A 25,889-nucleotide genomic window follows, 5' to 3' on the forward strand; every position below is an offset into this window, starting at 1 on the left:
ATCGCCCGCGAACTCTACCGAATCATCACCGCAAACCAGCCTCAGCCGACCACTTGACATCCATAGGAGCATCTACGCTCGGCGAGCAGTCGGAGGGGTGGGGCCGCAATTGATCTGGACGAGGGCTAGCCGATCACGCAGGGTGCGGCGCCGTCCGTGGCATTGTTGCTGGTGAAGGGGCGGGTCTCGGGGGTCGGCTGCCACAGTCCATCGGTGCAGGCGTAGTTCCAGCTCGCCCCGCTGGCGACGAGGGTGGCGATGGCCTCGATCAGCCGGTCCACATCGGCGGAACTGGTGCCGAGGCCGATGCTGGCACGCAGCGCGCCGTCGAGGCCGAGGCGCGCGAGCAAGGGGTGGGCGCAGAAGCGGCCGTCGCGAATGCCAATGCCGTGTTCGGCGGAGAGGTAGGCCGCGACCTGGCCGGGGGCGAAACCGTCCAGGGTGAAGGCGACGATGCCGACGGTATCCGGGCTGTCGTCCCAAATGCGCAGCAGGTTGACGCCGGGAATGGCGGACAGGCCGGTGCGCAGCTGATCGGCGAGCAGATGTTCGTGAGTGGCAAGGGATTCGGGATCGATCGCACAGAGCGCGTCACATGCGGCGGCGAGCGCGGCCGCACCGAGGACATTCGGGGAACCGGCCTCATGACGCTGCGGCGCGGGTGCCCACTCCGTGCGGGTAACACCGACCTCGCGGACCGCGCCGCCGCCCGCCAGATACGGTTCGGCGGCATCGAGCCAATCCCGGCGTCCGACAAGCACTCCCGCGCCGAACGGCGCGTAGAGCTTGTGCCCGGAAAAGGCGAGGTAATCGATGCCGGTGTCGCGCAGGCTGATCCGACGATGTGGTGCCAGTTGGGCGGCATCGACCAGGATGCGGGCGCCGCACTGGTGCGCGATGGTGGCCAGGCGCTCGAGCGGCAGTACCTCACCGGTCACATTGGAGGCGCCGGTGACCGCCAGCAATGCGGCTGGCTTACTGCACAATTCGGCGATGAGCTGGCGGATGGTCTCCCCGACGGTCGCCGCGGCCCGGACGACGCGCCGGCCGTGCCGGGTCCACGGCAGGAAGTTCGCGTGATGCTCGATATCCAGCACCACGGTGTCACCGGGGACGCAGGCGGCGAGCAGGTTGAGCGAATCGGTGGTGTTGCGGGTGAATACCACCACCTGGTCGTCGGCGGCATCGAGGAAACGCGTCACCGAACCGCGGGCCGCCTCGTAGCACTCGGTGGAGATCCGCGAGGCGTAGCCCGCGCCGCGGTGCACACTCGCGTAGTACGGCAGCAACTGCTGCACCCGATCGGTGACCTGCGCCAATGCCGGTGCGCTCGCGGCGTAGTCGAAGTTGGCGTAGGTGGTTGTCCCGCCCTGGACCAGCGGTACCCGGAGATCGTCGCCGGAGACCCGGGCGAAGGCGGAACAGGTCTGGTCAACGACAGCAGTCATCACAAAATCCCATCGGTTATGGGACCCGTAATCAGGTGATTATCCGAGTCCGCGCTTGCCGCACCCGGTCGGGCTGCGGCCCGGTCGTCACCCGGAGCACCCCACCGCGGAGGAGGGTTGCCGACCAGCTAGCCGGGGCTTGACGCTGGTACTCATGACCTGAACCGAGATTGGCAGATGCCGCACCGCCGTGTCAACCGCCGTTTTCGCCAGTGCATATACATGCACTCAAATAAATAACCTTGCAAAGCCGGGCGATCTGCGATCTCATCGAGAGGTGACGCTTTCCCTGCTGCTCAGCTTTGTCGGCCTGTGCGTTCTGCTGTCGATCACGCCCGGCCCGGACTCGTTCCTGGTGCTGCGATTCTCGATCGTGGACGCACGCCCCGGCATCGCCGCGGCAGTCGGTTCGGCGCTGGGCGGCATCGTCTGGGCGGTAGTGGTCGCGGCGGGGGTTGCCGCACTGCTGGAACAGTCCGCGATGGCCTACCGGACACTCAAGGTCGTCGGTGGAATCTACTTGGTGTACTTGGGAATTCGGGCGCTGATCGAGCACCGCAAACAGCGCGGGGCCAGCGCGCAGGTGTCCGGTCAGCCGAGCGCGGGCGAGGCGACCTCGATTCGCTCGGCATTCGCCGCGGGCCTGGTGTCGTGCATGTTCAACCCGAAGGTCGGTCTGTTCTACCTGGCGGTGCTGCCGCAGTTCCTCACCGACGTCACCTTCGCGAACACTCTCGCGCTCGGCGCCATCGAAAGCACCATCGCGGCCGTGGAGATGATCCTGCTCGCGCTGCTGGCCGCCCGGGCGGTGGCCATGCTGCGCCGCCCCCGGGTTCGCGATCGGCTGGAGCAGATCAGCGCGGCGATTCTCGCCGCACTCGGTATCGGCACCGCCGCCTCGGCCGCGTAATCCATTGTGCGCCTCGTCGACGGCCACCTCCGGTCGCCGTCGACAAGGCGGACAGCATCGCTATTTTGGCTGAATCTCCTTGCGCCACAGCAGCACCGACGCGATCAGGGAAACCACCGCGGCAGCGGTGAGCCACCAGAACGCCTGCCGGAACCCGGCATCCACCGACAATCCGGCGGCCGCCGCGCGATACAGCACAACCGCCAGCAACGCGGCCCCGATCGACCCGCCGACCCGCTGCAGAATATTGACGAACGACGCCGCATCCGGCATCTGCTGAGGTCGCACCGCCGCGTACGCCGCAGCGACAATGGGCATTCCGGTCAACCCGGTCGCCATGCCCCGAATCAGCAAAAGCGCCTGTATCACAACAGGATTCATCGAGGCATCGCCGAGCGCGAACGGCACCGTAACGGCGACCGTGACCGCACTTCCGACCACCGCGACAACACCCCCGCCGTACCGATCGGTCAACCGGCCGCCGATCGGCATCGCGATAATGCCGCCGAGCCCGAACGACATCAGCAGCAATCCGGTCGCTATCAGACCTTCGCGGTGCAGGACCTGAAAGTACAACGGCAGCACCAGCATCGACCCGAACATCGAGGCACCGGCGAAGAAGTTCGCCACATTCGCCGTCGCGAACACCGGGTGCCGGAACAGTCCGACATCGAGCAGATTCGCACCGCGCCCGCGCACCGACCGCGCCACGAACAGTCCGAGTGCCAGCGCGCCGAGCAGCACCGAAACCCACACCGTCGGCGCGGAAACGCTACCTCGACTACCGAATTCGCCGAGCCCGTAGACCAGTGCCGACAGACCGACGCCGATCAACGCGAATCCGGTGGTATCGAATCGGCCCCCGGTATCCGCCGTCGCCGCCCGCGGCAATACCCGGCGCGCCAGTACGAACGCCACCAGCCCGAACGGGATATTGATCAGGAACAACCACTGCCAGTCCAGGTTCGCGAGCATGACGCCGCCGATCGTCGGCCCGATCGCGGGCGCGGCGACCACCGCGATCCCGACCACGCTCATCACCCGACCCAGCCGATGCGGACCGGCGACCTGACCGATCAGCGTCTGCCCAGCGGGCACCAGCAAACCCGCAGCCAACCCCTGCGCAATTCGCAACCCGATGAGCCAGTCGATATTCGGCGCCAGCGCGCACAACCCCGAGGTAACGGTGAACCCGGCGAGTGCGCTCAACCAGACCCGATCCATCCCGAACCGGCGTCCGAGCCAACCGCACAGCGGCAGCGTCACGGCCAGTGCCAGCAGATATCCGCTCGCGATCCACTGCGCACTATCCAGTGCCGCACCGAGATCCGCGGCAATGGTGTTCAGGCCGATATTGACCAGTGACGTATCCAACATGCTCATCACGGCGCCGAAGACCACCACACCGGCGACCCGCCATACCCGCGCCGGAATCGGTTCGAGTGCGGGTGCGGGTGCGGTGGCGGCGACGGCCGTTCGAGTATCCGACATGGATCCTCCGCTATTTGTAGACAACCTAGATTGTGGAGATTATCAACAATTGCATGCGTCAACAATAGATACAATTACCGAATGCCCGCCGACCACATCCACCCCCGCGGCCTACTCCGCTTCCCGACCTATGCGCTCGGCAAGCTGCACAAGGCCGTGCACGCCGAAATGGGCACGTCCCTGCGCGAACATTGGGTGCTGGTCTGCCTGGAGGAGTTCGACGACCTGTCCCAGCAGCAGGTCTCCACCGCGCTCGGCATCGATCGCAGCGAGGTGGTGCGACTGATCGATGGCCTGGAAGACGCCGGATTCGTGGTCCGCACCCGCGATTCGACGGACCGCCGCAAGTACCGGCTTTCCATCACCCGGGCCGGACGGGCCGAGCGCCGCAAGACCGATGAACTCATCGAACAGGCCGCCGAGCGGGTGCTGCACCGACTCGACGACGAGGAGCGGCGCACCCTGCATCGCCTGGCCCTGAAGGCGCTCGGCGAAGACCTCTGACCCCGCCGCCGCCAACCGACCACCCGGTTCGGTCGACGACAACATGCCGATACCGCAGGTACCGTAGACAGTTGGTCTCCGTGGCGTTTGCCCACTGGTAACCATCTTGTGGAACAACAACGAGGAAAGCGCTAGGCAGGTCTATGAGAGGTGGGCAGGACGTAATGCTGCAGCCGCAGGTCGACGCCGCGGCGGGCAAGGACCAGGCGACGGGGCTCCCGACGCCGAACCCCTTGCTACGCTCCGCACTCGCGCCGCAGGCCAGGACCCTTGTCGACGTTCTGAACAGCACCGCGCAGGCCCACCCCGAGGCACCCGCGATCGATGACGGCCGCGTGGTGCTCAGCTATACCGAGCTGCTGTCCGAGATCGACGCCGGTGTCGTCGGATTGATCGCGGCGGGCGTGCGCCCGGGCGATCGCGTCGGCGTCCGCATGCCATCCGGTTCGCATGAGCTCTACGTCACAATCCTGGCCATTCTCTATGCCGGTGCCGCGTACGTCCCGGTGGACGCCGACGATCCGGAGGAGCGCGCCCGGCTGGTCTTCGGCGAAGCCCGAGTTACCGCCATCGCGACGGCCGAGGGCATCGAACCGACCGTCGCGGCCGCCGAACGAACCGATCGACACCCGGAAGCGACCGCCGCCGAATCGACCGTTCGCCCTACCACCGACGATGACGCCTGGATCATCTTCACCTCCGGATCCACCGGAACCCCGAAGGGCGTCGCGGTCTCGCACCGCAATGCCGCGGCATTCGTCGATGCCGAGGCACGCCTGTTCCTCCAGGACGCCCCGATCGGACCCGGCGACCGGGTCCTGGCCGGACTCTCGGTCGCCTTCGACGCCTCCTGTGAGGAGATGTGGCTGGCCTGGCGCAATGGCGCCTGCCTGGTGCCCGCGCCGCGCGCCCTGGTCCGCACCGGCGCGGATCTCGGCCCCTGGCTGGTCCGTCGCGAGATCAGCATCGTCTCGACGGTGCCAACATTGGCCGCGACCTGGCCCGCCGAGGCGCTCGACCCGGTCCGGCTGCTGATCTTCGGCGGCGAGGCGGTGCCGCCCGAACTCGCCGAACGCCTTGCCGGACGGCCCGCGGCGCGAGCGGCGGACTCGGATGAGGAAGCGGATCACGATGGGCCGGGCGAACGCCGTTCGGACCGCGAGGTGTGGAATACCTACGGCCCCACCGAAGCAACGGTGGTCGCATGTGCGGCCCTGCTCGACGGCGGCTTCCCGGTCCGGATCGGACTCCCGCTCGACGGCTGGGATCTGACGGTCGTCGATGCCGAGGGCAATCCGGTGGGCGAGGGCGAATCCGGTGAACTCGTGATCGGCGGCGTCGGCCTGGCCCGCTATCTCGATCCGGCCAAGGACGCCGAAAAGTACGCTCCCCTACCGTCACTCGGCTGGGACCGGGCCTATCGCAGCGGCGATCTAGTCCGCAACGACAGCGAGGGGCTGGTCTTCCTCGGCCGCGCCGACGATCAGATCAAACTCGGCGGTCGCCGCATCGAGCTCGGCGAGATCGATAACGCACTACAGCATCTGCCCGGCGTGACCGGGGCCGCCGCCGCCATCCGATCCACCAAGGCGGGCAATAAGATCCTGGTCGGCTATCTCACCGGTACCGCACCGGATTTCGACCTGTCCGCGGCCAGAGCCCAACTCGCCCAACGACTCCCGGCCCCACTGGTCCCCAGGCTCGCCATCGTCCCCGATCTGCCGACCCGTACCTCGGGCAAGGTCGACCGCAACGCCCTGCCGTGGCCGCTACCCAACGAGACCGACGCCCCGCGCGCCGACCTCACCGAAACCGAGCAATGGATCGCCGGACTGTGGGATTCGATTCTCGGGGCCGAGGTCACCGGCCCCGACGGCGACTTCTTCGATCTCGGCGGCGGCTCGCTCGCGGCCGCCCAACTGGTCACCGCCCTGCGCGAACGCTATCCGAGCATTGCCGTGGCCGACCTGTACGACCATCCGCGCCTCGGCGCACTCGCCGAACTACTGGACGAGACCGCACCATCGGAGACGGTCGAAACCCGCATCGTGCGCCCCACCCCGCGCAGCGCCCAGTGGGCACAGGTGCTCGCCACCGTCCCGCTGAGCACCCTCACCGGCATGCAGTGGCTCACCTGGCTGGCCATTGTCGGGAATATCGCGGGCTGGTCCGGCTCGCTGCCTTGGCTGCCGCATCTTTCGTGGTGGTGGACGCTGGCCGCCTTCCTGCTGTTCATCTCCCCGCCCGGTCGCATGGTGATATGCGCAACGGGTGCGCGGGTGCTGTTGCGCGGCGTCGCGCCGGGCAGCTACCCACGTGGCGGCTCGGTGCATCTGCGGCTGTGGGCCGCGGTCCGGCTGTCCGAGGCCAGCGGCGCCGAAAGCCTTTCCGGCGCACCGTGGATGGTGCCGTTCGCGCGGGCACTCGGCGCCAAGATCGGCACCGGTATCGATCTGCACACCCTGCCGCCGGTCACCGGCATGCTCGAACTCGGCGACGGTTGCAGTGTGGAACCGGAGGTCGACCTCTCGGGTTACTGGATCGATGGCGATATCGTGCACATCGGGCCGATCACCATCGGCCCCGGTGCGGTGATCGGCGCGCGATCGATTCTGCTGCCCGGCAGCAAGATCGGCAAGAACGCCGAGATCGCACCGGGCTCCTCGGTGGCGGGCAAGGTCAAGGCCGAACAGGAGTGGGCGGGCTCGCCAGCCACGAAGGTCGGCAAGGCACCGCACCGCTGGCCGGAAAACACCCCCGCCAGGGCCGCGCATTGGGTCGCGATCTTCGGCGTGACCTCGATGGCATTGGCGGCGATGCCCATTCTCGGCCTGGCCACCGGCGGCGCGTTCATCGCCTGGTTCATCCGCGATGCGACCACGCTCGCGGGCGCGCTCGGACGCGGCTTCGCGATCCTGCCCGTCGCCACCCTGCTCAGCCTGACCGTCTACGCGGTGACGACGGTGCTCGCGGTCCGACTGCTCAGCATCGGACTCACCGAGGGCCATCACCCCGTCCGCAGTCGGGTCGGCTGGCAGGCCTGGGCCACCGAGCGCCTGCTGGATTCGGCGCGCACCTTCCTGTTTCCGCTCTATGCCAGCCTGCTGACCCCGCTGTGGCTGCGGCTGCTCGGCGCGAAGGTCGGCAAGAGCGTCGAGGCCTCAACGGTGCTGCTGCTGCCGAAGTTCACCACCGTCGCCGACGGCGCTTTCCTCGCCGACGACACCATGATCGCCAGCTACGAACTCGGCGGGGGCTGGCTGCGCATCGGCGATGCCAAGGTCGGCAAGCGCGCGTTCCTCGGCAATTCCGGAATGACCGCGCCCGGTCGGCGGGTGCCGAAGAACGGTCTGGTCGCGGTGCTCTCGGCCGCGCCGTCCAAGGCCAAGGCGGGTTCGTCCTGGCTCGGCAGCCCGCCGGTCCGGCTGCGCCGCGCCTCCGAAACCGGCGATACCGAGCGCACCTTCGATCCGCCCCCGCGCCTCAAGGTTTTCCGCGGCATCGTCGAAACCTGCAGGCTGATACCGGTACTGGTGACCTTCGCGATCGGCCTCGGTGTGCTGTTCACACTGGCCTGGATCGCGGAATCGGTGGGCTATCTGGCCGCCGCGCTGCTCAGCGGTGTGGTGCTGCTGGCCGCTGGTGCGATCGCGGGCACCAGCTCGGTCATCGCGAAGTGGTCGCTGGTCGGGCGAATCGGCGCCGAGGAACATCCGCTGTGGAGTTCGTTCGTCTGGCGCAATGAGGTTGCCGACACCTTCGTCGAAACCGTTGCCGCGCCCTGGTTCGCGCGGGCCGCGACCGGCACCCCGGTGCTGAATCTGTGGCTTCGTGGACTCGGCGCAAAGATCGGTCGCGGGGTATGGTGCGAGTCCTACTGGCTACCGGAGGCGGACCTGGTGACACTCGGTGACGGCGCGACCGTGGAACGAGGCTGTGTGGTGCAGACCCACCTCTTCCACGATCGAATCATGGCCATGGACACCGTCACCCTCGGCGCCGGTGCCACCCTCGGACCGCACTGTGTCGCGCTGCCCGCCGCGAGCATCGGCGACGGCGCGACCATCGGTCCCGCGTCGCTGGTCATGCGGGGTGACACCGTCCCGGCGTCCAGTCGCTGGTGGGGAAATCCGATCGCGCCGTGGTCCAGTGCGGCGCCGAGGCCGAGCGAGGTCGGAGCAGCCAACTGATGCGGGGCAAGTTCTACGAAGAGCCCATCGACGAATACCTACCGCAGAACGGAAATCGGGGCTACCGGGTATCGCGATACGAACTGGAGCTCACCTACAAGGTCACCAGCAACCGCCTGGCAGGCCGCGCCGCGATCACCGCGGTGACCACCGGGGTGCGCGATCGTTTCGCACTCGATCTGTCCCAAGCGCTCACCGTCGCCAAGGTCTTCGTCAACGGGGCCAAGCCTGCGAAGTACGTCCACCAGCACGGCAAGCTGGTGATCACCCCGCAGCATCGGATTCCGGCGGGCGGGGTGCTCGGACTGGTCGTGCAATACGCGGGCGTTCCGAAGCCGGTGCGCGGGCCGTGGGGTGAGGTCGGCTGGGAGGAACTGACCGAGGGCGCCCTGGTCGCCAGCCAGCCCAATGGCGCCGCATCCTGGTTCCCCTGCGACGATCATCCGAGTTCCAAAGCCAGCTACCGGATTTCGATCACCACCGATACCCCGTATTACGCGCTGGCCAACGGCACCCTGGTCCGCAAGCAGACCAAGGCGAGCCAGACCACCTGGGTCTACGAACAGCCCGAACCGATGTCGAGCTATCTGGCCACCATCCAGATCGGGCCGTACCAGAAGCACCGGTTCGATGCCCCGCACGGTTCGGTGGCGATGCAGGCTGTCGCCCCGGCCCGGCTGCGCGCCAATTTCGAGCACGACTTCGCCCGCCAGTCGCAGATGATGGAGCTGTTCATCGAGAAGTTCGGCCCGTATCCCTTCGACGGCTACACCGTCGTCATCACCGACGACGACCTCGAGATCCCGATCGAGGCCCAGGGCATCTCGGTCTTCGGCGCCAACCACTGTGACGGCCGCCGCGGCGCGGAACGCCTTGTCGCACACGAACTCGCGCACCAGTGGTTCGGCAATAGCCTCACCATCCGGCAGTGGCGCGATATCTGGCTACACGAAGGCTTCGCCTGCTATGCCGAATGGATCTGGTCGGAGGCCGCGGGCGGGCCGACCGCCGATCAGCTGGCGCGCGCCGCCCGACACAATCTGTCCAGGGAACCGCAGGACATCATCATCGGCGATCCGAGCCCACAGCGCATGTTCGATGATCGCGTGTACAAGCGCGGCGCGCTCACCCTGCACGCACTGCGCCTCGAACTCGGCGAGCGGGCCTTCTGGGAGCTACTGCGCGAGTGGACGATTCGCTATCGACACGCCTCGGTCAGCACCGAGGAATTCACCGATCTGGCCGGCCATTACAGCCTGGTACCACTGCGGCCGCTATGGGATGCTTGGCTGCTCGCCCAACCGCTGCCGCAACTGCCGCCGATCGGCGGACAGGCCAATACGACATCGCGTTGACGCGCCCTCAGAACACCAGGTAGCGCGTGGCCAATTCCTCGACGAGGGGATCATCGGCCGCGACGCTGTTCAGGGCGCCGAGATCGGCTACGACCGAGATCAGGCGGGGATCGTCCTGCTCCTGATCGAGCGCGCCGTCCTCGGCGAGCTGACGCAATAGCTTCGCTCGCACCCTGTCCTTCAGCGATTCCATCACGTCACACCGGCGTCAACCAGGTCCCCCATGGCGTATTCCGCAGCACCGTATAGCCGATGAGCAGCGCGATGAACATCCACATCGTGGTGCGGCTGATCCGCGGCAGTCGCATCGGCTCCCCGCGCCAGGCGCGCAGCGACCAGTCACCGATCCACAGCACGAAGGCCAGGACCAGTGGCAGCACGAGCAGATTGCTGTGCACCGCATCGAGGATCCGGCCGTCGGTCAGATTGTGCATACCCCGCATGCCACCGCAGCCGGGGCAGTAGAACCCGGTCAGCGCGTAGACGGGGCAGATTCCGTACGAGCCTTCGCGGTGTGGATCACGAAAATGCAGCAGAGCAGCGGCGCCGATGCCGACGCCCGCAGCGACCAGTGGCCACCCCATGGCGCGTAGCCCGGTGCGCTTCGCCCGCTCCGCTGGCGCTTCCGGATTCGGTGCCGGGTCCGTATGCGCGACCGGTTCCGGTACCGCCTGCCCTATCTCCACAAGGATCAACGGTAGTCGCGGCCGACCCACCGCCGCCACAGCCGACTCGGGACCAGGGTCGTTCGGGATTCGGGTTGGGCGAATCGCAAGGTATTGCCGAACGGATCGGCCAAGTCGACCCCCGGCCCACCCGGCCCCTCCTGTGGGCAACCCGGCTTCGCATAGCGATAGTCCTTGGCCGCCAACTCGGCATGCAGCGCAGCGATGTCGTCCACCGCGATCCACACCACCGATCCCGGAGTTCCGTCTCCGTGATGCTCACTCGAATGCACCGTCGCCGACGACCGCGACAACTGCGCGTAGAGCGGAAAGTCGGCACCGAACCGGTGTTCCCAGTCGATGGTGAAACCCAAATAGTCGCAGTAGAACTCGTACGCCTTGGCGACATCGAATATGCGCAGCACCGGAATCGGCGCCGCTAGCCGGACCGCATCGGAAGCCACGGTCGAAATCATCGCAACGCCCACCGACATTTTCATTTCTTTCCGGCGTTTCCGCAGCTAGAGTACAATTTCTTCACGTGGACACCGCTGGTGTTACCCGGTTCGAAGGATTCGGGGTCAGCGCGGCTCGCAAGCTCGAATTCGGGCATGTGGGCCACTGGTACGCACCCCCGGACAGCGATTTCTCCGGCTCGGTCGCAGTAGAAATAGACCCCGGAGATGGATCCTCTGTTGTCGTTTTCGTCCGCGCCCCCAATCGCCGCGACATCCCCGACGACTTCCATCCGGACGACCAGGTCTGCCTGGCAATGCCCGACGAGATCACCGACTTCCTCTCCCCCAGCTGATCTCTCTTCCGCACCCCTCGTCAGGGTCCGCACCCCTTGTGCGCGGATCCCGACGAGGGGTGTGGCCGTTTCGTGACCTTTGCGGCCGGGATCGTCGCTGGCACAGGGGAGTTGAGGCAGCGCCGGGCGATCGAGGGCGGTAACGAGCGGGTCGATACCGGGCGATATCCAGGAAGAAGGTGCTCGAGCCCGATGTTTCTTCTAATGAGCACTATTGGTCGACCTAATTTCGGGTATCCATCCGATAGAGCCAGGATTTCCGCCATGGAGCGCTAGCACTAGCAAGCACTCTGCTTGCACTGTACTGTGGCGGATGACACAAAGGAGTGCCGACATGCTGGTCAAGTCGATGAGGACGCTGGCGGACATGCGCGGAGACGAACCGTTGACCGCCGCCTACCGTGCTGGACTTCGGTCTCGTACCTACCGGACCGCGTCGCTGAACAAGCCCGCGACCGCCCCTGAGGTCATCCCGGTCACCACCGGAGACGGGGCCAAGCTCAGGGTCCACGCCTACGGCCCCGCCGACGGCGAGGTCATCGTCTTGATCCACGGCTGGAGCTGCTGCATCGAGTACTGGAATCCGCAGATCAATGCCTTGGCCGACCGCTACCGCGTGCTCGCCTACGATCAGCGCGGCCACGGTGAGAGCACCCTCGGCAGCAACGGTCCGGGCGCACAGACCCTGGCCGACGACCTCGAGACCGTACTCGCGGCCACCCTCTCATTGGGCAAGCGGGCCGTGCTCGTCGGGCACAGCATGGGCGGAATCACGCTGCAGGCGTGGGCGTCTCGCTATCCGGAACAGGTCACCCGACGCGCGAGCGCCGTCATCCTCGCCAATACCGCGGCCAGCGATATCCGCTACGAAACCGACCTGCTGCCGCTGTTCAACAAGCCGCTCATGGTCGCCAACCGCCCGGTGACGGTACTCGGCGCCAATGTGCGCGTCCCGCTCGTCATCGCGGAAACCGTGCTCGCCGCGCCGGTTCCGCTGCCCGGCGGCTGGCCGGTCAGCGCGGTCTTCAAGGCCCGCGTGATGTCCAAGCCCGCCACCCGCGACGAGGTGGACTTCGCGCTCGGCATCGTCCGCTCCTGCCGCCCGCTCACCCGCGGCCTACACGCCGCCGCGCTCGCCGACCTCGACCTCGGCGATGCCGCCGCGCATCTGACGGTTCCGACCACCGTCATCGCGGGCGCCGAGGACCACCTTCTGCCCGAGCGCATGTCTCGCCCGATCGTCGAGGTGCTGACCCACGCTGGTCATCTCGCCGACTATCAGGTCTGGCCCACCGGCCACCTCGGCAATATCGAGGCCGCCGCCCGCTTCAACACCCTCATCGCCGATACCGCCGAGCGCGCGAATCCCACCGAGGCTGTTGCGGGCTGATCCCCGAACCTCTTCTGGGGCTGGTCAACGGCGCCCGGCCCCAGAAGAATTTCCTGGCACACCATCGGTCGTCGTTGCTACCGTCGACCGGTGATCAACCTCCGACAGACATGGCGCTGGCTGCCTTCGCAGCCCGATTGACCATGTCCACGGGCTGTACGCAGCCCGTGAATGTTCCTGCGCGGAACGAGGTTTCGTACGGCCCCAGACCATCCGTCCAGGAGCCGAACATGAAGTCGTACGCCACCGCCCGCGAACGCAGTGACGAACTCGCTGCCGCCGTCGCCACGAATCCCGGCCGATACCGGGTGCTGACCGGCGAACGGCCGACCGGTCCGCTGCATCTCGGTCACTATTTCGGCACGATCTCCGAACGCGTCCGGCTGCACAACCTGGGCGTCGAAACGTTCAACATCCTGGCCGACTACCAGGTCATCACCGACCGCGACCGCATCGGTCCGTTACGTGACAACGTCTACAGCGCCGTACTCGACTATCTCGCCGCCGGCATCGACCCGAACCGGGCGACGATTTTCACCCATTCGGCGATACCCGCGCTCAACCAGCTCATATTGCCCTTTCTGAGCCTGGTCACCGAGGCCGAATTGCACCGCAACCCAACGGTCAAGGCCGAACACGCCGCAGCCGGGCGCGCATTGAGCGGGCTCCTGCTTACCTATCCGGTCCACCAGGCCGCCGATATCCTGTTCTGCAAGGGAAATCTGGTTCCCGTCGGCAAAGACAATCTGCCGCATATCGAATTGACCAGAGTGATCGCCCGCCGCTTCAACGAACGTTACGGCCAGATCTTTCCGGAGCCGCAAGCCCTGCTCACTTCGACACCCGAAGTACCCGGTCTCGACGGCCGAAAAATGTCGAAAAGCTATGGCAATGCGATCACTCTTGCCATGACCGCCGATGAAACCGCCGCCCTCATCCGCCGCACCCCGACCGACTCCGAGCGCACCATTAGCTTCGACCCCGAAAACCGCCCCGGCGTCTCCGCCTTGCTGACCACCGCCGCACTGTGTTCCGGCATCGATGAGCACACCCTGGCGAGCCAGATCGGCGACGCCGGTTCCGGCGGGCTCGAGAAGTTCACCACCGACGCGGTCAACGACTTCCTCGCACCACACCGCCAGCGCAGACAGGATCTCGCCCGCGACCCCGACGTCATCCGCGGCGTTATCCGTGCCGGAAACACCCGCGCGAATGAAATCGCCGACCAAACCCTCGACGAGGTCCGCTCCGCAATGGGAACCATGTACTGACCGCTGCGACAGAAATCGGTCCCGGGAGCTATCTCCCGGGACCGATTCGCGCATCAGCTGGATTCGCTCAGATACGTCCGCCGGCCGCGGCGGCCAGGAATTCGTGCTCGATGATCCTGCCGTCGCCGTCCATATCGATCCTGTCGAACAGGGCCTCGATATCCTCGGGATGCTTGCCCTCGTTCTCGTAGTGCGCAAAGAATTCTTCGCGGCTGACGAAGCCGTCGCGGTCGCGATCCATGGCCTTGAATGCGTCGAGAATGTCCCTGTTATCCATTCGGTTCATCTCCCAACTTCTAGGCGGGTGGCAGCGCGCCACTCCGCATGGACAGTTGTCGAGCCGTACTGGAAAAACCTGACGCATCAAGGCTAGGGGCTGAGTTGATATCGGTGTGGCGAAATTCCAATTCTCCGGCAAATTGGCCGCTTTTCCTTTCCTTGGACCGGCACGACTACACCGTGCGGCCCGGCCGGGCTGGGCCGCACGGTCGGTGGAATGGTCAGGCGCCGAAGTCGGCGCGGTGGTCGGTGGCCCACTCGGCCAGGGTGCGTCCAGGCTTGCCGGTCACGGCAGTGGCGGGACGTACCTGGTCGGGGGTGGTGAGGGTGTCGCTCCAGTAGTCGAGCAGCATCTTCATGATCGGCTGGGGGATGAATTGCGCTGTCTCGGTGCGGAATTCGTCGGGGGTGATCTCGGTCAGCGGGATCTGTCGTCCGAGCGCGGCGCCGATCGTGGCGACCTGCTCGGTGCGGGTGAGTGCCTGTGGACCGGTGATCGGGATGGTCTGCCCGATGTGGTCGTCGGACAGCAGCGTCTCGGCGGCGGCATCGGCGACGTCGTATAAGCAGCGCCTTGATAAAGCCGATCCGAGAGATCGGGTCGGCTCATGAATCGGCCGGGAAAGTCTCGTCGACGAAACGGCGCAGGCCGTAGGCGAACGCTCGAGCCTGTTCGGGGGGCCAGTCGGCGAAGCCTGCGCTCAGCTGATCGGCAAGCCGCCGCCGCATAGTGTCGACCGTCTGCTGCCCGGCGGCGGTCAGCGCTAGCAAGGTGGCGCGCCCGTCGGCAGGGTCGAGTTCGCGACGCAGCAGACCTGCGTCCTCCAGCCGGGAAGCGCGCCGGGTGACGCCGGAGCGGTCCAGCCCGATGCGCCCGGCCAGGTCGGCGGCGCTGCACGAGCCATTGCGCGCCAGCCCGCTGAGCACCGGATAGGTCACCGGATCCACCGCTGCACCCAACCCCTCGGTCAGGTCGCGGTAAAGCCGCGCCCGGGCATCACGGCGCAGCAGGATCCCGAGCGCGTCGCCGACAAGCTCACCTAGGTCATCGTCCACCCCAAAAGAATAACGTGCGCCGCGCACGCAAGTTGTGTATCGTCTAGATGCGTGCGCTACGCACGCTTATCCGAATGTGATCTCAGGAGTTCTCATGACCACCACCTGCACCGATATCGCCACTGCGCTCACCGACCTGCTCTTCACCCCCGGCCTGCCGCTGGCCGAGGCCATCGACCGCCACTTCGCCCCCGACTACCGTCAGCGCACCGACGGCCGCTGGGACAACCGCGCCGAATTCGCCGAGCACATCGCCCACCTGCGCGAGGTAGTGACCACCGGATCGGTTCGCGTCCTCGACGAGTTCGCGCACGACCACACCTACGCCGACCGCCACATCGTCGAGGTCATCAAAAACGACGGCACCCACGTCGCCACCGAGGTCTACCTCTTCGGCGAATTCGCCCCCGACGGCCGCTTTCGCCGCATCGAGGAAACCACCCTCCTGCTCGCCGGCCCCGAATCCGAACGCAACCTGGGCAGCGCCCGCTGAGTCCATTCGCCGCAACCGGCGTCACGCGGGGTGAGATCCTCCGGCGGGTCCAAGTTCGTGGCGATGCAGTTACGAGATCGCGCAGATGGCCCTGCACAGCTCGACCTCGACCTGGTGCCGGTCGGCGAAGTAGTGGTACATCGACGCGGGCGGGATGCCGGTCCGCTCGCTGATCGCCTCGAGCGGACTTGTACCCCTCGACGCCGCCGAGCAACACCTCGGCGGCGTCGAGGGGCTGGCCTTCCTGCGTGCCAGGCCGCGGCGCTGCACAGCAGTCTTGCGTGCGGGCGACTGCTCGACGAACTCGACCACGATTCGAGGACGTATCAGCCGCGGATGCGCGAAGAACTCGAGCCGAATAGCGCCCGCATCGAGATCGAACGAGCGGATCTCGGCAGGACGCTGCGTCAACATGGACACAGCGGATCAAACGTGTCACGTCAGCGAAAGGTCGACTGAACAGAGCAAGCGAGGAGGCATCATGACAGTGGTCCAGAACTTCATCGACGGCAAGCTCGTCGATTCGGTCGGCGGTGCGACTATGGCGCTCGTCGACCCTGCCACCGGCGAGCAGTACGGCACCGCCCCGGTGTCGAACGAACAAGACGTCGACAATGCGTACGCGGCGGCGGCCAGGGCGTTCTGTGACTGGAAGCGCACGACGCCGTCGCACCGCCAGAAAGCGCTGTTGGATTTCGCCGACGAGGTGGCGAATGCCGCCGACGTGCTGGTCGAGGCCGAGGGCCGCAACACCGGCAAGCCGAGACACGTCACCTCGGCCGCCGAGATTCCGCAGATGCTGGACCAGACCCGATTCTTCGCGGGGGCGGCGCGGGTACTCGAGGGCAAGTCCGCCTGCGAGTACCTGGCGGGCCATACCTCGTGGATCCGCCGGGAGCCGGTCGGCGTCATCGGGCAGGTGACGCCGTGGAATTACCCGATGATGATGGCCATCTGGAAGTTCGTTCCCGCGATCGCCGCGGGCAATACCGTGGTGATCAAGCCGAGTGACACGACCCCGGTGACCACGGTGATGCTGGCCGAACTGGCCTCGAAACATCTGCCGCCGGGCGTACTCAACGTGGTAACTGGTGACCGGGCGACCGGTGCGGCGGTGGTCGCGCATCCGACCCCGCAGATGGTATCGATCACCGGTTCGGTGGCCGCGGGCCGTGCGGTCGCGGAGTCGGCCGGTGCCCGTCTGAAGCGCACACATCTGGAGTTGGGCGGCAAAGCGCCGGTAATCGTGTTTCCCGACGCCGATATCGCTGCTGCCGCCGTGGGTATCGCGGCCTCCGGCTATTTCAACGCCGGGCAGGATTGCACGGCGGCCACCCGGGTGCTCGGTCACGCGTCGGTGGCCGAAGATCTGACCGCGGCGCTGGCCGAGCAGGCCGTAAGTGCGACAACGACTTTCGGCAAGGCCACCGACGACGAGAACGCCTGGGTGCCACCGGTCAACAACGCGAACCAACTACAGCGGGTGCTCGGCTTCCTCGGCGAGGTACCCGATCACGCTTCGGTCATGACCGGTGGACACCGGCAGGGCGACCAGGGGTATTACGTCGAGCCGACGGTCATCGGCGGGCTGCGGCAGTCCGACCGGCTGAGCCAGCACGAGATCTTCGGCCCGGTGATCACCGTGCAGTCGTTCACCGACGAAGACGAGGCGATCCGGTGGGCCAACGGCGTCGAATACGGGCTGGCGTCCTCGGTGTGGACCAAGGATGTGTCGCGGGCGCTGCGCGTATCGGCCGCACTCGACTTCGGCTCGGTGTGGATCAACACCCACACCGCGCTGATCGCCGAGATGCCGCACGGCGGGTTCAAGTCGTCCGGGCATGGCAAGGATCTGTCGATGTACGGGCTGGAGGACTACACCCGCGTCAAGCATGTCATGGCCAAGATCGACTAGCCCAGATATCACGCCCGCTCACGAACTCATTTGCGTGGCAGCCGAATCCGAGACCGCGATATCGAGTGTGCACGGCGGTCGGCCGGGCCGGAGCGCGCCCGGCCCGGCCGACAGCCGTCCTCAGCCGCGTAGTGCAGAGGCGAAAATCGCTGGCAGGGCGGCGATGCCGGGGTTCTTCGCGAAGTCGGTCAGGCGCCGCAGGGTGGTGGCGCCGGTGCGGTTGGTCACGAACCACGGCGGCTTCGGCGAGAGACTGAATTCGCCGTGCAGCAGTGACCGCGGCGCGGGACGGAACGGACCGCGGACCACGGTTCGTTCCGGTTCGGCGATCAACAATGCGTTGTGCACAACACCGATTCCGCTCTGAATATCGGCCAGTGTGTGCCCGGGGAACGCGCCCCACGAGGCGCGGGCGGTGAGATACCCCAGGCCGGTCCAGGCGTTGATGGCGATGGTGCCGTAGCGCAGCTCGGCCACCGCCGACTCGAACCGTTCGCCCAGCCGTTTGATCGTGGTGGGATGGGCGATGATGTTCGCGCCGAGTGTGCCCTCGATCTCCGCATTGCACACGCGGACTGCCCGTGCCAGGAATTCGGCTGGGTCGCCGGGCAATTCGATTACGCCGAGCACCGGGGCGAAGTATTCGGTGTGCAGCGCGGGTTCGTGGCGATCCGGTGCCATGCCCTCGATGAGTGTGCGCGGACCGATCGCCTGCGCGTGCGGATAGGTCCGGCGCGCGGCCGCGACGCGGTCCGCCGATCCGGGGTAGTAGTCGGGCCGCTGCGGCGCACGGCCGATCGCCGCGCGGAGTTCGGCGAGGAACCGCTCCTTCTGGGGCCAGTCCGCGGAGATCACCGCTACCTGAGCGGCGATGCAGTTGTACCCGTTGTTGTGTAGCCGCTGCGTGGCCAGATGCTCGGCCTGGAAGCGCAGATCCGCGCTCGACCAGCGGCCCGGCACCACGATGGTGGGCGAGACGCCACCGAGCTCGCTGGTGATGGGCTTGGCCAGGGCGGGCGTGCCCGCCGCCCGGTTCTTCTCGGCCTCGGCTCCGGTACCGAAGACGATGGCGTCATGGGTGATTGCGCTGCCGGTGATGTGCACCGCGTCCACCCCGGGGTGGTGCACCAATGCCGATCCCACGTCCGGACCGCCCGTGATCAGGCGGAGGAAACCGCGCTCGATCATGGGCGCGAAGATCTTCTCGAGCACCGGCAGCAGCGGATCGGTGATCGGGTTGAGCTTCAGCGCCACCACCCGGTTATCGGCGTACAGCTGGTACAGCACGTCCAGCGGGGCGATCGAGAAGATATTGCCCGCACCCAGCACCACACCGACACCACCGGTATCGGTCGGCGTGCGCTGGCCCAATCCCGCACGGGCGCGGACGGATTCGGCGTCGACGCCGGGCCGCGACCAGACTTCGGCGCGGAATCCATTGAGCAGCAGGGCGTCGAATATGCCGTGCGGGAATACCTCGACGGCGGTCCGACCGCCGGGTGCCGGGCGCATCGGGTATCCGTCGACCGGGCTGTGCCCCTGCTCCAGCGCCAGCAGGGATTCCGCGAGTGCGGCGGCCCCGGTGAGCAGGGAGTACGGTCCGCTGACCCATTCCTCGCCCAGCAGGGGCGAATCCAAAGTCAGTTTCTTGATTCGCGCCGCGGCCTCGATCCACTCTTGCGCATGCCCGGCCGTATTGGCATGGATCTGCTCGAGCAGTCGACGCCGGGCGGCCAAGTCGGTTCGAGACCACTGGATTTCCCCGCTGCGCAGTGCGGATACGGCGGCGTCGATGGCTGCCGTCACGGTTGCGGTCACGCTTGGCTTCCTTCCGATTCGGCGTCCTCGAGAACCATGACCGAAGCCTTCTCGCCGATCATGATCGTTGGCGCATTGGTGTTGCCCCGGACTACCGAGGGCATGACCGACGCGTCGGCCACCCGCAGACCGCGCACGCCGAGCACGCGCAATCGCGGATCGACGACGGCACCGATTGCACAGGTCGATGTGGGGTGGTAGAGCGTCTGCCCGGTGCGGGCCGCGAAATCGAGCAGGTCGGCATCGGAATCACCTGCGGGAGTGAGGAATTCGCCGGTATTGAGCTCTTGGAGCGCGGGCTGGGCGGCGATCTCCAGCGCGCTGCGCAGACCGGCTATCAGGCTGGCGCGGTCCGCTTCGGTACCGAGATAGTTGTGGCGGATGCGCGGCGCGGTGCCGGGGGCCGCAGAGCGCAGGGTGAGTTCACCACGGCTGGTCGGGTTGATCAGACAGGGACCGAATGCGTAACCGTGCTCGGTCGCGGCACCCATGCCTTCGCCGTGGAAGAGCACCGGGGCCATATGGAACTGGATGTCCGGCCCCGCGAGACCGCTTCGGGTCTCGATGAATCCGCCTGCCTCACCGATATTGGAGGTCAGTGGTCCGCGGCCGGCTTCCTGTAGGAGGCCGAGGTTCTCCGGAGTGAGCGCGGTCATCAGCGACTCGTGATCGGTGCGGTAGTTGAGGAATACCGACAGGTGGTCCTGCAGGTTCTGCCCGACCGGCAGGTCACAAACCACCTCGATTCCGAACGCCGACAGCTGTGCGGCCGGGCCGACGCCCGAGAGCAGCAGCAGTTGTGCCGATCCGTATGCGCCTGCGGTCACAATGATTTCGCGTTCGGCGCGAATCACCTCGATGCTCCCGCTCCGGCCGATGACCACACCGGTGGCACGGCCGTTGTCGAACACGACCCGGTGCGCGAGAGCGTCGGTGATCACGGTCAGATTGGGACGGTCCGCGGCCGAGTGCAGATAGGCGACCGCGGCGCTGCACCGCATGCCGTTGCGCTGTGTCACCTGGTAGCGGCCGACGCCGAGCTGGCTCGGCCCGTTGAAGTCGTCGTTGCGCAGATGACCGGCCTGTTCGGCGGCATACAGAAACGCTTCGCCCAGCGGATGTTGCGAGCGGCCTTCACTCACCGTCAGCGGCCCACCGACGCCGTGGTAGACGTCCTTGCCGCGCTCGTTGTCCTCGGCCTTCAGAAAGTACGGAAGTACCTCGTCATAGCTCCAGCCGTCGGCGCCGCCAGCCGCCCAGCCGTCATAGTCGGCACGCGCACCGCGGATATAGATCATCGCGTTCATCGAACTGGATCCGCCGACCACGCGCCCGCGCGGCAGATAGGCGCGACGCAAGGACAGCCCGGCTTCTGGTTCGGTGTCGTAATCCCAGTCCAGCGGACTTTTGAACAGCGATGGAAAGGCGACCGGCAGATGGATCTCGTCTGCGGTGTCCTGCGGCCCGGCCTCGACCAGGGCCACCCGGACCCGCGGGTCCTCGGACAATCGGCTGGCCAGCACGGATCCAGCGGATCCAGCGCCTACGACGACATAGTCGTACACGGTGGGCACCTCTCTCGAAATCACCTGGAAATCGGGGATCTATGGCCCCGGTCACTGTCACCGTCGATACTGCGGGTCCGAGGCGACCGTCCACCATGTGCGCGGGTTTGCCGATCCCGGCCGCCCACTGTGCTCCAGCACACAATCGATCCAGAGCGGATGCCTACTATCGAGACCATGACCGTGCTGACCGAGCCACCCGCGAATGATTCCGCCGCAGTGGCCCGCACGCTGCTGGCGGAGGTCGACGAGCTGACCGCCGAGCTCGTCGGCCGAATTCGCACCGGCGACCACGCCTACGCGGAATCAACGGCTCTCACCGACTCCGAGCTGGGTTTCGTCGTCCGCGACAACCTCGTCGCCGTGCTGGGCCAGCTCTCCGGAAGCATCGGGCGCCGACTGCAACCCGCTACCGTGGTCGGCCGGTTCAAGGCCGAACTCGGTGTGCCCCTTGCCGCGGTGCTGCACGCGTATCGCTTGGCCGGGCGGTTGCTGTGGGAACGCGCACTCGTCACGGCGACGGGCCGGAGCCTCGATGTGCTGCCGCAGCTCGGCTCGGAAATGTGGCGGATCATCGACGACTACTCGGGCGCGGCTGCCGATGCGTACGGCGACTATCTGGCCGAACGTGTCCGCCGTGACGATTCCGAACGCCGGGCGATGCTGCGCAAGCTGCTCGACGGCGATGCCGACGATCCGACCCAGCGCGATATCGCACGCGCACTTCACCTCCCGCCACTGGGCAACTTCATCGTGGTGCACGCCGAGGCCGATCCCAACCTGATGGAGCCACTGTTCGGCATCGAGGACCGACTGCGCGCCGAGTCCGTCGAATCGATCTGGATCAGCGAAGCCGGTGCCCGGATCGGCCTGCTCAGCCTGGCCGCAACGCATGCTCTCGAGCGGGTGCTCGCGCGGTTGCGCGACCATGCCACGGGCCGCATCGGTCTGAGCCGCCCCTTCCCGACCGCCGGGTCTGCCGGTACCGCGCTGCGCGAGGCGGAACTCGCCGGACGTTGTGCACCACCGGGTAGCGCCACCGTCACCGCCTACGGCAGCACCCCCATCCCGCTCGTGCTCGCGCACGCCCCGTCCGCATCACGGGAGCTGGCCGACGATATTCTCGGCCCCGTTCTGGAACTGCCGCCCGAGGAACGCGACACGCTCCTCGACACCCTCGCCCTCTGGTTCGAATGCGGTGGCTCCAATACCGAAGTCGCGCAACGCCTGCACTACCACCGCAACACCATCCACTTCCGACTGCGCCGCATCGAGACCCTCACCGACCGCCGCTGCTCGGATCCGAAAGCCGCCGCCGAGCTGTACGTTGCCCTGACCGCGGCACGACTCGCGGGACTGGATCCGGCCTGATCAACTGCCACGCAGCGAGACGTTGATGGAGCGAGTCGCGTTGGCCCGGTAACGACTCCAGTCGGACCGAGCACCAGGAATCGGACCGACCGCCCGATCGCAGCGCAGGATAGGGATTGTCAATTCTGCGCCGCGCCCGTAAATGTCCGGATTGTCGACGAGCTGGGCGAGTTACGCGGCTGATGAGATCAATTGTCCGGTCGACGCGGTAGGGTCTGCCGAAAGGTTCGAGTGCTGGTCCCGTATCGAACCTCCTGCGCCGGTGGACACTTCGAGTCCCGGTGTCGCGAGCGATCTAGTTTCAACGGAACAGTCTGTGTCGGTGACTATTCGACTGGAGTGCTATGACCAGGGGATATCTGAGAAGTATTGCAGCGCTCACCGCAATGGTCGGGGCGACGACCACCGGTATTGCCAACGCACCCGCCATTGCGGAATCCGGAGAAGTCGATTCCGGTGGCATGCACATCGTCGCATCGGTGGACCGGAACGATGTTTTCCCGGCCGGGGGCGATACCGCAGTGGGAGTCCCGTTCGCGCACGCGGTGAAGGTGTCCGGAAATTACTCGGTATCGCTGAGCGGCGTTCCATCCGTTCGCAGCGGTGAAATTGCGGTCGGATACGTGGTCGGTTGCGCCGTGGATCTCTCCAACGGCATCACCCTCGGGATTGCGCCAGCCGTAGGCGCCAGCGTGGGTATCGCACCGTCGGCCGCGTTGACCCTGAGCATGGACTCGTCACCCAGCGTCACTTTCGCAATTCAACCGAACGCTTCCGTCAATGCCGGTGTCGCCGGAACGCTCCAGGTAACCCTCGCACCGGGGGCCGTCACGGCGGTGGTTATCGGTGCGGCCAGCCTGGATCCGGACGCGACGTTCCCCTATACATTCGGCCATACCAACACGCCACTGAACGTCAGCGCATGCGCGTCGCCCGCATCGGCCATGCCGTTCGTCACCGTGCGCGCCGACGGTGCCAGCGGAACCGCCCAGACAACCGGCTATGGAACACAATTCGTGTTCTAGCAGACGCTAACGCAGCGTGGCGCCATCTTCTCCGCTGCGCTGAGACCTGTCATCGCGCCACTGCCTGGGGCTGCGGCCGTACCTGTTGCGGAACCAGCGGGAGAAGTTGCTGGGCGTGGAGAATGCCAGCATCTCGGCGATCTCGGTCAGCGAGTGCCGGCGATTCGCCACCAGGTGCTGCGCCAGTTCGGCGCGGGTGGCGTCGAGTAGCGCGGTGAAGGTCTGCCCCTCGGCGCCCAGTTGCCGGTGGACGGTGCGGCGGTCGACGCCGAGACTGCGCGCGATCTGTTCGATCGAACAGCGCCCGGTGGGCAGCATGAGTTCGATGAGTTCACGCACCCGGTCCGATGTCGTTGCCGTGTGGTCGATGTGGGCCGGACCAAGAAACTGCTGGGCATAGGCGCGCAGCTGCGGGTCCGACAGCGCATTGTTTGCGTCGAGATCTGTTGTGTAAGTGACTATTCCGTTGAAGTTCTGGTCGAACGCGACGTTCGGCCCGAAGATGCGGTGATGGCGGTGGATCTCGCGCGGCGCGGCGTGGGTGAATCGGACTTCCACCGGCTGCCAGCCGGTTCCGAGGAAGCCACGAAGTATTCCGTGGAGCACGCCGACGGCGAGTTCGATGGCCTGCCGGGTTTCGCCGGGCTGCCCGATATCCAGCGCGAGCCGAATCGTGGCGATGCCATTGCTTTCGGTCAGCCGGGTGTGCAGGGACTCGTTGTACATGTGCTCATGCCGAGCCATGACTCGCAGCGCACTGCGGACGTTCGGTTCTTCCCGGATGAGCAGGCTCAGCGGGCCGAGATTCGCGAAACGGCGGCGCTCGGCGAGCCGGAGCCCGAGGTCCTCGCAGTGTGCCTCGGCTGCCGAGCGTTCGAGCAGGCCAGCGATTGCGGCGGCGGGAACCCAGCGGTCCTGCAGGCTGAGGCTGGCCGGATCCAGCCCGGCTTCGCGGACGAGCCGGACCGGATCGAGACCGAGCGACCTGCCGAGTTCCACATAACCGTGCAATGCGGCATAGCGCCCCAGCGGCTTCACACTGACCCTTCCGCCATGTCCCGATATGAATAGGTTTCCGTCCCGCAAGGATAAGCATCGAGCCTCGATCTGACTTACTGTGGTTCCTATCACAGCGAGTTGATCGGTGAAAACGGAAGACACCGTGATCGGTGAGCGCACCCGGCTCGGTTCTTCCGTCGACATCTCGCACTCGATTGTTCGGCAGCCGTCGGCGTCCGCTCGGGGCGCGCAACGGCGAATCACTGGACACATCCCGTCGGACCCGACCGCCGACCGCACCCCCGCGTGATGCGTGCGGTCGAAAGGAGATGCACTGTGGCACAAGCTATTCGCTTCTACGAGACCGGTAGCCCGGACGTGCTGCGCTGGGAAGAGGTGGAGGTGGGTGCGCCGGGACCCGGTGAGGTCCGCATCCGGCACGAGGCGGTCGGCCTCAATTTCGCCGACACCTACTTCCGCACCGGCCTGTACCCCGCGCCGCTACCTGCCGGTATGGGCGTGGAAGCGGCGGGGGTAGTCGAGGACGTCGGTCCGGACGTTACCGATTTCCGGCCGGGCGACCGGGTCACCTACACCGGCAGCCCGCTGGGCGCCTATAGCACCGAGCGGGTGATGTCGGCCCAGCATCTGCTCGCGCTGCCGGACGCGATCACCTTCGAGACCGCGGCCGCCATGACCATGCGCGGCCTCACCACGGCCTATCTTTTGCGCCGCATCCATCCGCTGCGCTCCGGCGACACGGTGCTGCTGCACGCGGCGGCGGGCGGCGTGGGCCTGATCTTCACCCAGTGGGCGAAACTGCTGGGCGTCACGGTGATCGGAACGGTGTCGAGCGAGGAGAAGGCCGAGATCGCGAGGATGCACGGCTGCGATCACGTGATCATCTACACCCGCGAGGATGTCGCGACCCGCGTGCGTGAGATCACCGACGGGACCGGCGTTCCGGTCGTCTACGACAGCATCGGCAAGACCACCTATCGGTCCTCACTGGACGCGCTGGCCCGCCGCGGCCTGCTGGTGTGCTTCGGCACCGCGTCGGGTCCGGTGCCGCCGATCGACGCCATGGAGCTGGCGGTGAAGGGCTCGCTGTTCGTCACCCGGCCCGCCTTGGCCGATTACATCGCCGATCCGGCCGAACGAGCCGAACTGGCGGGCGAGCTGTTCGACCACGTCGCGGCGGGCCGGATCGGCATCGGCATCAACCAGCGCTACGCGCTCGCCGATGCCGCCGGGGCGCACCACGATCTGGAATCCGGCCGGAGCATCGGCTCCTCGGTCTTCGTGCTCTGACACTCCTCGATCTCGGTTCTCC

The 25,889-nt window shown here is 66.6% G+C and carries 25 protein-coding genes and 1 riboswitch; of the genes, 13 read left to right on the forward strand and 12 right to left on the reverse strand.

The genetic code is table 11. The annotated features are described in order from the left end of the window. Nucleotides 1–125 precede the first annotated feature (125 nt). Entirely contained in the window at nucleotides 126–1,448 is a 1,323-nt protein-coding gene (locus tag ABZ293_RS39855; protein ID WP_355189535.1) for an aminotransferase class V-fold PLP-dependent enzyme, read from the reverse strand. Nucleotides 1,449–1,494: 46 nt separating this feature from the next. Further along, nucleotides 1,495–1,608, reverse strand: a riboswitch (SAM riboswitch). Between the two features lie 117 nt (nucleotides 1,609–1,725). On the opposite strand from ABZ293_RS39855, the gene ABZ293_RS39860 reads away from it, so the two are divergent. Continuing rightward, on the forward strand, nucleotides 1,726–2,358 hold the full coding sequence (locus ABZ293_RS39860; RefSeq protein WP_355189537.1) for a LysE family translocator: 633 nt from the start codon (nucleotides 1,726–1,728) through the stop codon (nucleotides 2,356–2,358). Between the two features lie 60 nt (nucleotides 2,359–2,418). Here the strand turns inward: ABZ293_RS39860 and ABZ293_RS39865 are convergent, their stop codons facing one another. Beyond that, entirely contained in the window at nucleotides 2,419–3,849 is a 1,431-nt protein-coding gene (locus ABZ293_RS39865; RefSeq protein ID WP_355189539.1) for an MDR family MFS transporter, read from the reverse strand. Nucleotides 3,850–3,930: 81 nt separating this feature from the next. On the opposite strand from ABZ293_RS39865, the gene ABZ293_RS39870 reads away from it, so the two are divergent. The 3 genes from ABZ293_RS39870 to ABZ293_RS39880 all read left to right on the forward strand — a co-directional run bounded on the left by ABZ293_RS39870 (nucleotide 3,931) and on the right by ABZ293_RS39880 (nucleotide 9,898). Further along, nucleotides 3,931–4,353, forward strand: coding sequence for a MarR family transcriptional regulator (locus ABZ293_RS39870; RefSeq protein WP_354959818.1), 423 nt, complete (start codon nucleotides 3,931–3,933; stop codon nucleotides 4,351–4,353). 164 nt (nucleotides 4,354–4,517) lie between these two features. Next, nucleotides 4,518–8,543 carry a Pls/PosA family non-ribosomal peptide synthetase gene (locus ABZ293_RS39875; protein ID WP_355189540.1) on the forward strand — a complete coding sequence of 1,342 codons (4,026 nt, stop codon included), beginning with the start codon at nucleotides 4,518–4,520 and terminating at the stop codon, nucleotides 8,541–8,543. After that, nucleotides 8,543–9,898 (forward strand): M1 family metallopeptidase, encoded by a 1,356-nt coding sequence (locus tag ABZ293_RS39880; RefSeq protein ID WP_355189541.1) that lies wholly within the window; start codon nucleotides 8,543–8,545, stop codon nucleotides 9,896–9,898. The genes ABZ293_RS39875 and ABZ293_RS39880 overlap by 1 nt, the downstream gene beginning before the upstream one ends. Nucleotides 9,899–9,905: 7 nt before the next feature. On the opposite strand, the gene ABZ293_RS39885 is transcribed toward ABZ293_RS39880, so the two are convergent. From ABZ293_RS39885 to ABZ293_RS39895, 3 genes are read right to left on the reverse strand one after another with little or no spacing between them, the layout of a single operon-like run. Then, the gene (locus ABZ293_RS39885; protein ID WP_354959815.1) at nucleotides 9,906–10,094 is read right to left on the reverse strand and encodes a hypothetical protein; all 189 of its coding nucleotides are present in this window, start codon (nucleotides 10,092–10,094) and stop codon (nucleotides 9,906–9,908) included. A 1-nt stretch (nucleotide 10,095) separates the two neighbouring features. After that, a complete protein-coding gene (locus tag ABZ293_RS39890) occupies nucleotides 10,096–10,584 on the reverse strand; it encodes a DUF2752 domain-containing protein (RefSeq protein ID WP_355189542.1) in 489 nt (162 codons plus the stop codon). Nucleotides 10,585–10,589: 5 nt separating this feature from the next. Next, nucleotides 10,590–11,027, reverse strand: coding sequence for a glyoxalase superfamily protein (locus ABZ293_RS39895; RefSeq protein ID WP_355189543.1), 438 nt, complete (start codon nucleotides 11,025–11,027; stop codon nucleotides 10,590–10,592). Between the two features lie 77 nt (nucleotides 11,028–11,104). On the opposite strand from ABZ293_RS39895, the gene ABZ293_RS39900 reads away from it, so the two are divergent. The 3 genes from ABZ293_RS39900 (at nucleotide 11,105) to trpS (ending at nucleotide 14,035) form a co-directional block, all read left to right on the forward strand. Beyond that, the gene (locus ABZ293_RS39900) at nucleotides 11,105–11,374 is read left to right on the forward strand and encodes a hypothetical protein (RefSeq protein ID WP_355189544.1); all 270 of its coding nucleotides are present in this window, start codon (nucleotides 11,105–11,107) and stop codon (nucleotides 11,372–11,374) included. Nucleotides 11,375–11,708: 334 nt separating this feature from the next. Continuing rightward, complete coding sequence (locus ABZ293_RS39905; protein ID WP_355189545.1) at nucleotides 11,709–12,764, forward strand: alpha/beta hydrolase; 1,056 nt, start codon at nucleotides 11,709–11,711, stop codon at nucleotides 12,762–12,764. 230 nt (nucleotides 12,765–12,994) lie between these two features. Then, nucleotides 12,995–14,035 carry a tryptophan--tRNA ligase gene (trpS, locus tag ABZ293_RS39910; RefSeq protein WP_355189546.1) on the forward strand — a complete coding sequence of 347 codons (1,041 nt, stop codon included), beginning with the start codon at nucleotides 12,995–12,997 and terminating at the stop codon, nucleotides 14,033–14,035. Between the two features lie 67 nt (nucleotides 14,036–14,102). Here trpS and ABZ293_RS39915 read toward each other — a convergent pair whose 3' ends face one another. After that, nucleotides 14,103–14,312, reverse strand: a complete 210-nt coding sequence (locus tag ABZ293_RS39915; protein ID WP_354959812.1) for an EF-hand domain-containing protein — start codon at nucleotides 14,310–14,312, stop codon at nucleotides 14,103–14,105. Between the two features lie 223 nt (nucleotides 14,313–14,535). Further along, a complete protein-coding gene (locus ABZ293_RS39920) occupies nucleotides 14,536–14,673 on the reverse strand; it encodes a hypothetical protein (RefSeq protein ID WP_355189547.1) in 138 nt (45 codons plus the stop codon). An 18-nt stretch (nucleotides 14,674–14,691) separates the two neighbouring features. Between ABZ293_RS39920 and ABZ293_RS39925 the strand changes: the two genes are divergently transcribed. Continuing rightward, complete coding sequence (locus ABZ293_RS39925; RefSeq protein WP_355189548.1) at nucleotides 14,692–14,880, forward strand: hypothetical protein; 189 nt, start codon at nucleotides 14,692–14,694, stop codon at nucleotides 14,878–14,880. A 40-nt stretch (nucleotides 14,881–14,920) separates the two neighbouring features. On the opposite strand, the gene ABZ293_RS39930 is transcribed toward ABZ293_RS39925, so the two are convergent. After that, a complete protein-coding gene (locus tag ABZ293_RS39930; RefSeq protein WP_355189549.1) occupies nucleotides 14,921–15,370 on the reverse strand; it encodes a MarR family transcriptional regulator in 450 nt (149 codons plus the stop codon). Between the two features lie 94 nt (nucleotides 15,371–15,464). Here ABZ293_RS39930 and ABZ293_RS39935 point away from each other — a divergent pair, with 94 nt between their 5' ends. Beyond that, a complete protein-coding gene (locus ABZ293_RS39935; protein WP_355189550.1) occupies nucleotides 15,465–15,863 on the forward strand; it encodes a nuclear transport factor 2 family protein in 399 nt (132 codons plus the stop codon). A gap of 69 nt (nucleotides 15,864–15,932) precedes the next feature. On the opposite strand, the gene ABZ293_RS39940 is transcribed toward ABZ293_RS39935, so the two are convergent. After that, nucleotides 15,933–16,277, reverse strand: a complete 345-nt coding sequence (locus ABZ293_RS39940) for a hypothetical protein (protein WP_355189551.1) — start codon at nucleotides 16,275–16,277, stop codon at nucleotides 15,933–15,935. 67 nt (nucleotides 16,278–16,344) lie between these two features. Between ABZ293_RS39940 and ABZ293_RS39945 the strand changes: the two genes are divergently transcribed. Beyond that, the gene (locus tag ABZ293_RS39945; protein ID WP_355189552.1) at nucleotides 16,345–17,778 is read left to right on the forward strand and encodes an aminobutyraldehyde dehydrogenase; all 1,434 of its coding nucleotides are present in this window, start codon (nucleotides 16,345–16,347) and stop codon (nucleotides 17,776–17,778) included. Nucleotides 17,779–17,898: 120 nt separating this feature from the next. On the opposite strand, the gene ABZ293_RS39950 is transcribed toward ABZ293_RS39945, so the two are convergent. Next, nucleotides 17,899–19,596 (reverse strand): aldehyde dehydrogenase family protein, encoded by a 1,698-nt coding sequence (locus ABZ293_RS39950; protein WP_355189553.1) that lies wholly within the window; start codon nucleotides 19,594–19,596, stop codon nucleotides 17,899–17,901. Beyond that, nucleotides 19,593–21,185 carry a GMC family oxidoreductase N-terminal domain-containing protein gene (locus tag ABZ293_RS39955; protein ID WP_355189554.1) on the reverse strand — a complete coding sequence of 531 codons (1,593 nt, stop codon included), beginning with the start codon at nucleotides 21,183–21,185 and terminating at the stop codon, nucleotides 19,593–19,595. The genes ABZ293_RS39950 and ABZ293_RS39955 overlap by 4 nt, the downstream gene beginning before the upstream one ends. Before the next feature lie 153 nt (nucleotides 21,186–21,338). Here ABZ293_RS39955 and ABZ293_RS39960 point away from each other — a divergent pair, with 153 nt between their 5' ends. Both ABZ293_RS39960 and ABZ293_RS39965 read left to right on the forward strand, forming a co-directional pair. Beyond that, nucleotides 21,339–22,532 carry a helix-turn-helix domain-containing protein gene (locus ABZ293_RS39960; protein ID WP_355189555.1) on the forward strand — a complete coding sequence of 398 codons (1,194 nt, stop codon included), beginning with the start codon at nucleotides 21,339–21,341 and terminating at the stop codon, nucleotides 22,530–22,532. 344 nt (nucleotides 22,533–22,876) lie between these two features. After that, the gene (locus ABZ293_RS39965) at nucleotides 22,877–23,557 is read left to right on the forward strand and encodes an MspA family porin (protein ID WP_355189556.1); all 681 of its coding nucleotides are present in this window, start codon (nucleotides 22,877–22,879) and stop codon (nucleotides 23,555–23,557) included. Nucleotides 23,558–23,563: 6 nt separating this feature from the next. Here the strand turns inward: ABZ293_RS39965 and ABZ293_RS39970 are convergent, their stop codons facing one another. Next, the gene (locus ABZ293_RS39970; protein WP_355189557.1) at nucleotides 23,564–24,595 is read right to left on the reverse strand and encodes an AraC family transcriptional regulator; all 1,032 of its coding nucleotides are present in this window, start codon (nucleotides 24,593–24,595) and stop codon (nucleotides 23,564–23,566) included. 297 nt (nucleotides 24,596–24,892) lie between these two features. Between ABZ293_RS39970 and ABZ293_RS39975 the strand changes: the two genes are divergently transcribed. Next, nucleotides 24,893–25,867, forward strand: a complete 975-nt coding sequence (locus ABZ293_RS39975) for a quinone oxidoreductase (protein WP_355189558.1) — start codon at nucleotides 24,893–24,895, stop codon at nucleotides 25,865–25,867. Nucleotides 25,868–25,889 lie beyond the last annotated feature (22 nt).

It is taken from the genome of Nocardia sp. NPDC005998, assembly GCF_040614395.1.
GTDB lineage: Bacteria > Actinomycetota > Actinomycetes > Mycobacteriales > Mycobacteriaceae > Nocardia.

What these genes read in the sequence shown, in the direction of transcription:
- trpS (WP_355189546.1), top strand. Translation starts at nt 12,995, where the DNA reads ATGAAGTCGTACGCCACCGCCCGCGAACGCAGTGACGAACTCGCTGCC.
- ABZ293_RS39960 (WP_355189555.1), top strand. Translation starts at nt 21,339, where the DNA reads ATGACCGTGCTGACCGAGCCACCCGCGAATGATTCCGCCGCAGTGGCC.
- ABZ293_RS39865 (WP_355189539.1), bottom strand. Translation starts at nt 3,849, where the DNA reads ATGTCGGATACTCGAACGGCCGTCGCCGCCACCGCACCCGCACCCGCA.
- ABZ293_RS39875 (WP_355189540.1), top strand. Translation starts at nt 4,518, where the DNA reads ATGCTGCAGCCGCAGGTCGACGCCGCGGCGGGCAAGGACCAGGCGACG.
- ABZ293_RS39940 (WP_355189551.1), bottom strand. Translation starts at nt 16,277, where the DNA reads ATGTTGACGCAGCGTCCTGCCGAGATCCGCTCGTTCGATCTCGATGCG.
- ABZ293_RS39870 (WP_354959818.1), top strand. Translation starts at nt 3,931, where the DNA reads ATGCCCGCCGACCACATCCACCCCCGCGGCCTACTCCGCTTCCCGACC.
- ABZ293_RS39945 (WP_355189552.1), top strand. Translation starts at nt 16,345, where the DNA reads ATGACAGTGGTCCAGAACTTCATCGACGGCAAGCTCGTCGATTCGGTC.
- ABZ293_RS39905 (WP_355189545.1), top strand. Translation starts at nt 11,709, where the DNA reads ATGCTGGTCAAGTCGATGAGGACGCTGGCGGACATGCGCGGAGACGAA.
- ABZ293_RS39915 (WP_354959812.1), bottom strand. Translation starts at nt 14,312, where the DNA reads ATGGATAACAGGGACATTCTCGACGCATTCAAGGCCATGGATCGCGAC.
- ABZ293_RS39920 (WP_355189547.1), bottom strand. Translation starts at nt 14,673, where the DNA reads ATGAAGATGCTGCTCGACTACTGGAGCGACACCCTCACCACCCCCGAC.
- ABZ293_RS39935 (WP_355189550.1), top strand. Translation starts at nt 15,465, where the DNA reads ATGACCACCACCTGCACCGATATCGCCACTGCGCTCACCGACCTGCTC.
- ABZ293_RS39855 (WP_355189535.1), bottom strand. Translation starts at nt 1,448, where the DNA reads ATGACTGCTGTCGTTGACCAGACCTGTTCCGCCTTCGCCCGGGTCTCC.
- ABZ293_RS39965 (WP_355189556.1), top strand. Translation starts at nt 22,877, where the DNA reads ATGACCAGGGGATATCTGAGAAGTATTGCAGCGCTCACCGCAATGGTC.
- ABZ293_RS39880 (WP_355189541.1), top strand. Translation starts at nt 8,543, where the DNA reads ATGCGGGGCAAGTTCTACGAAGAGCCCATCGACGAATACCTACCGCAG.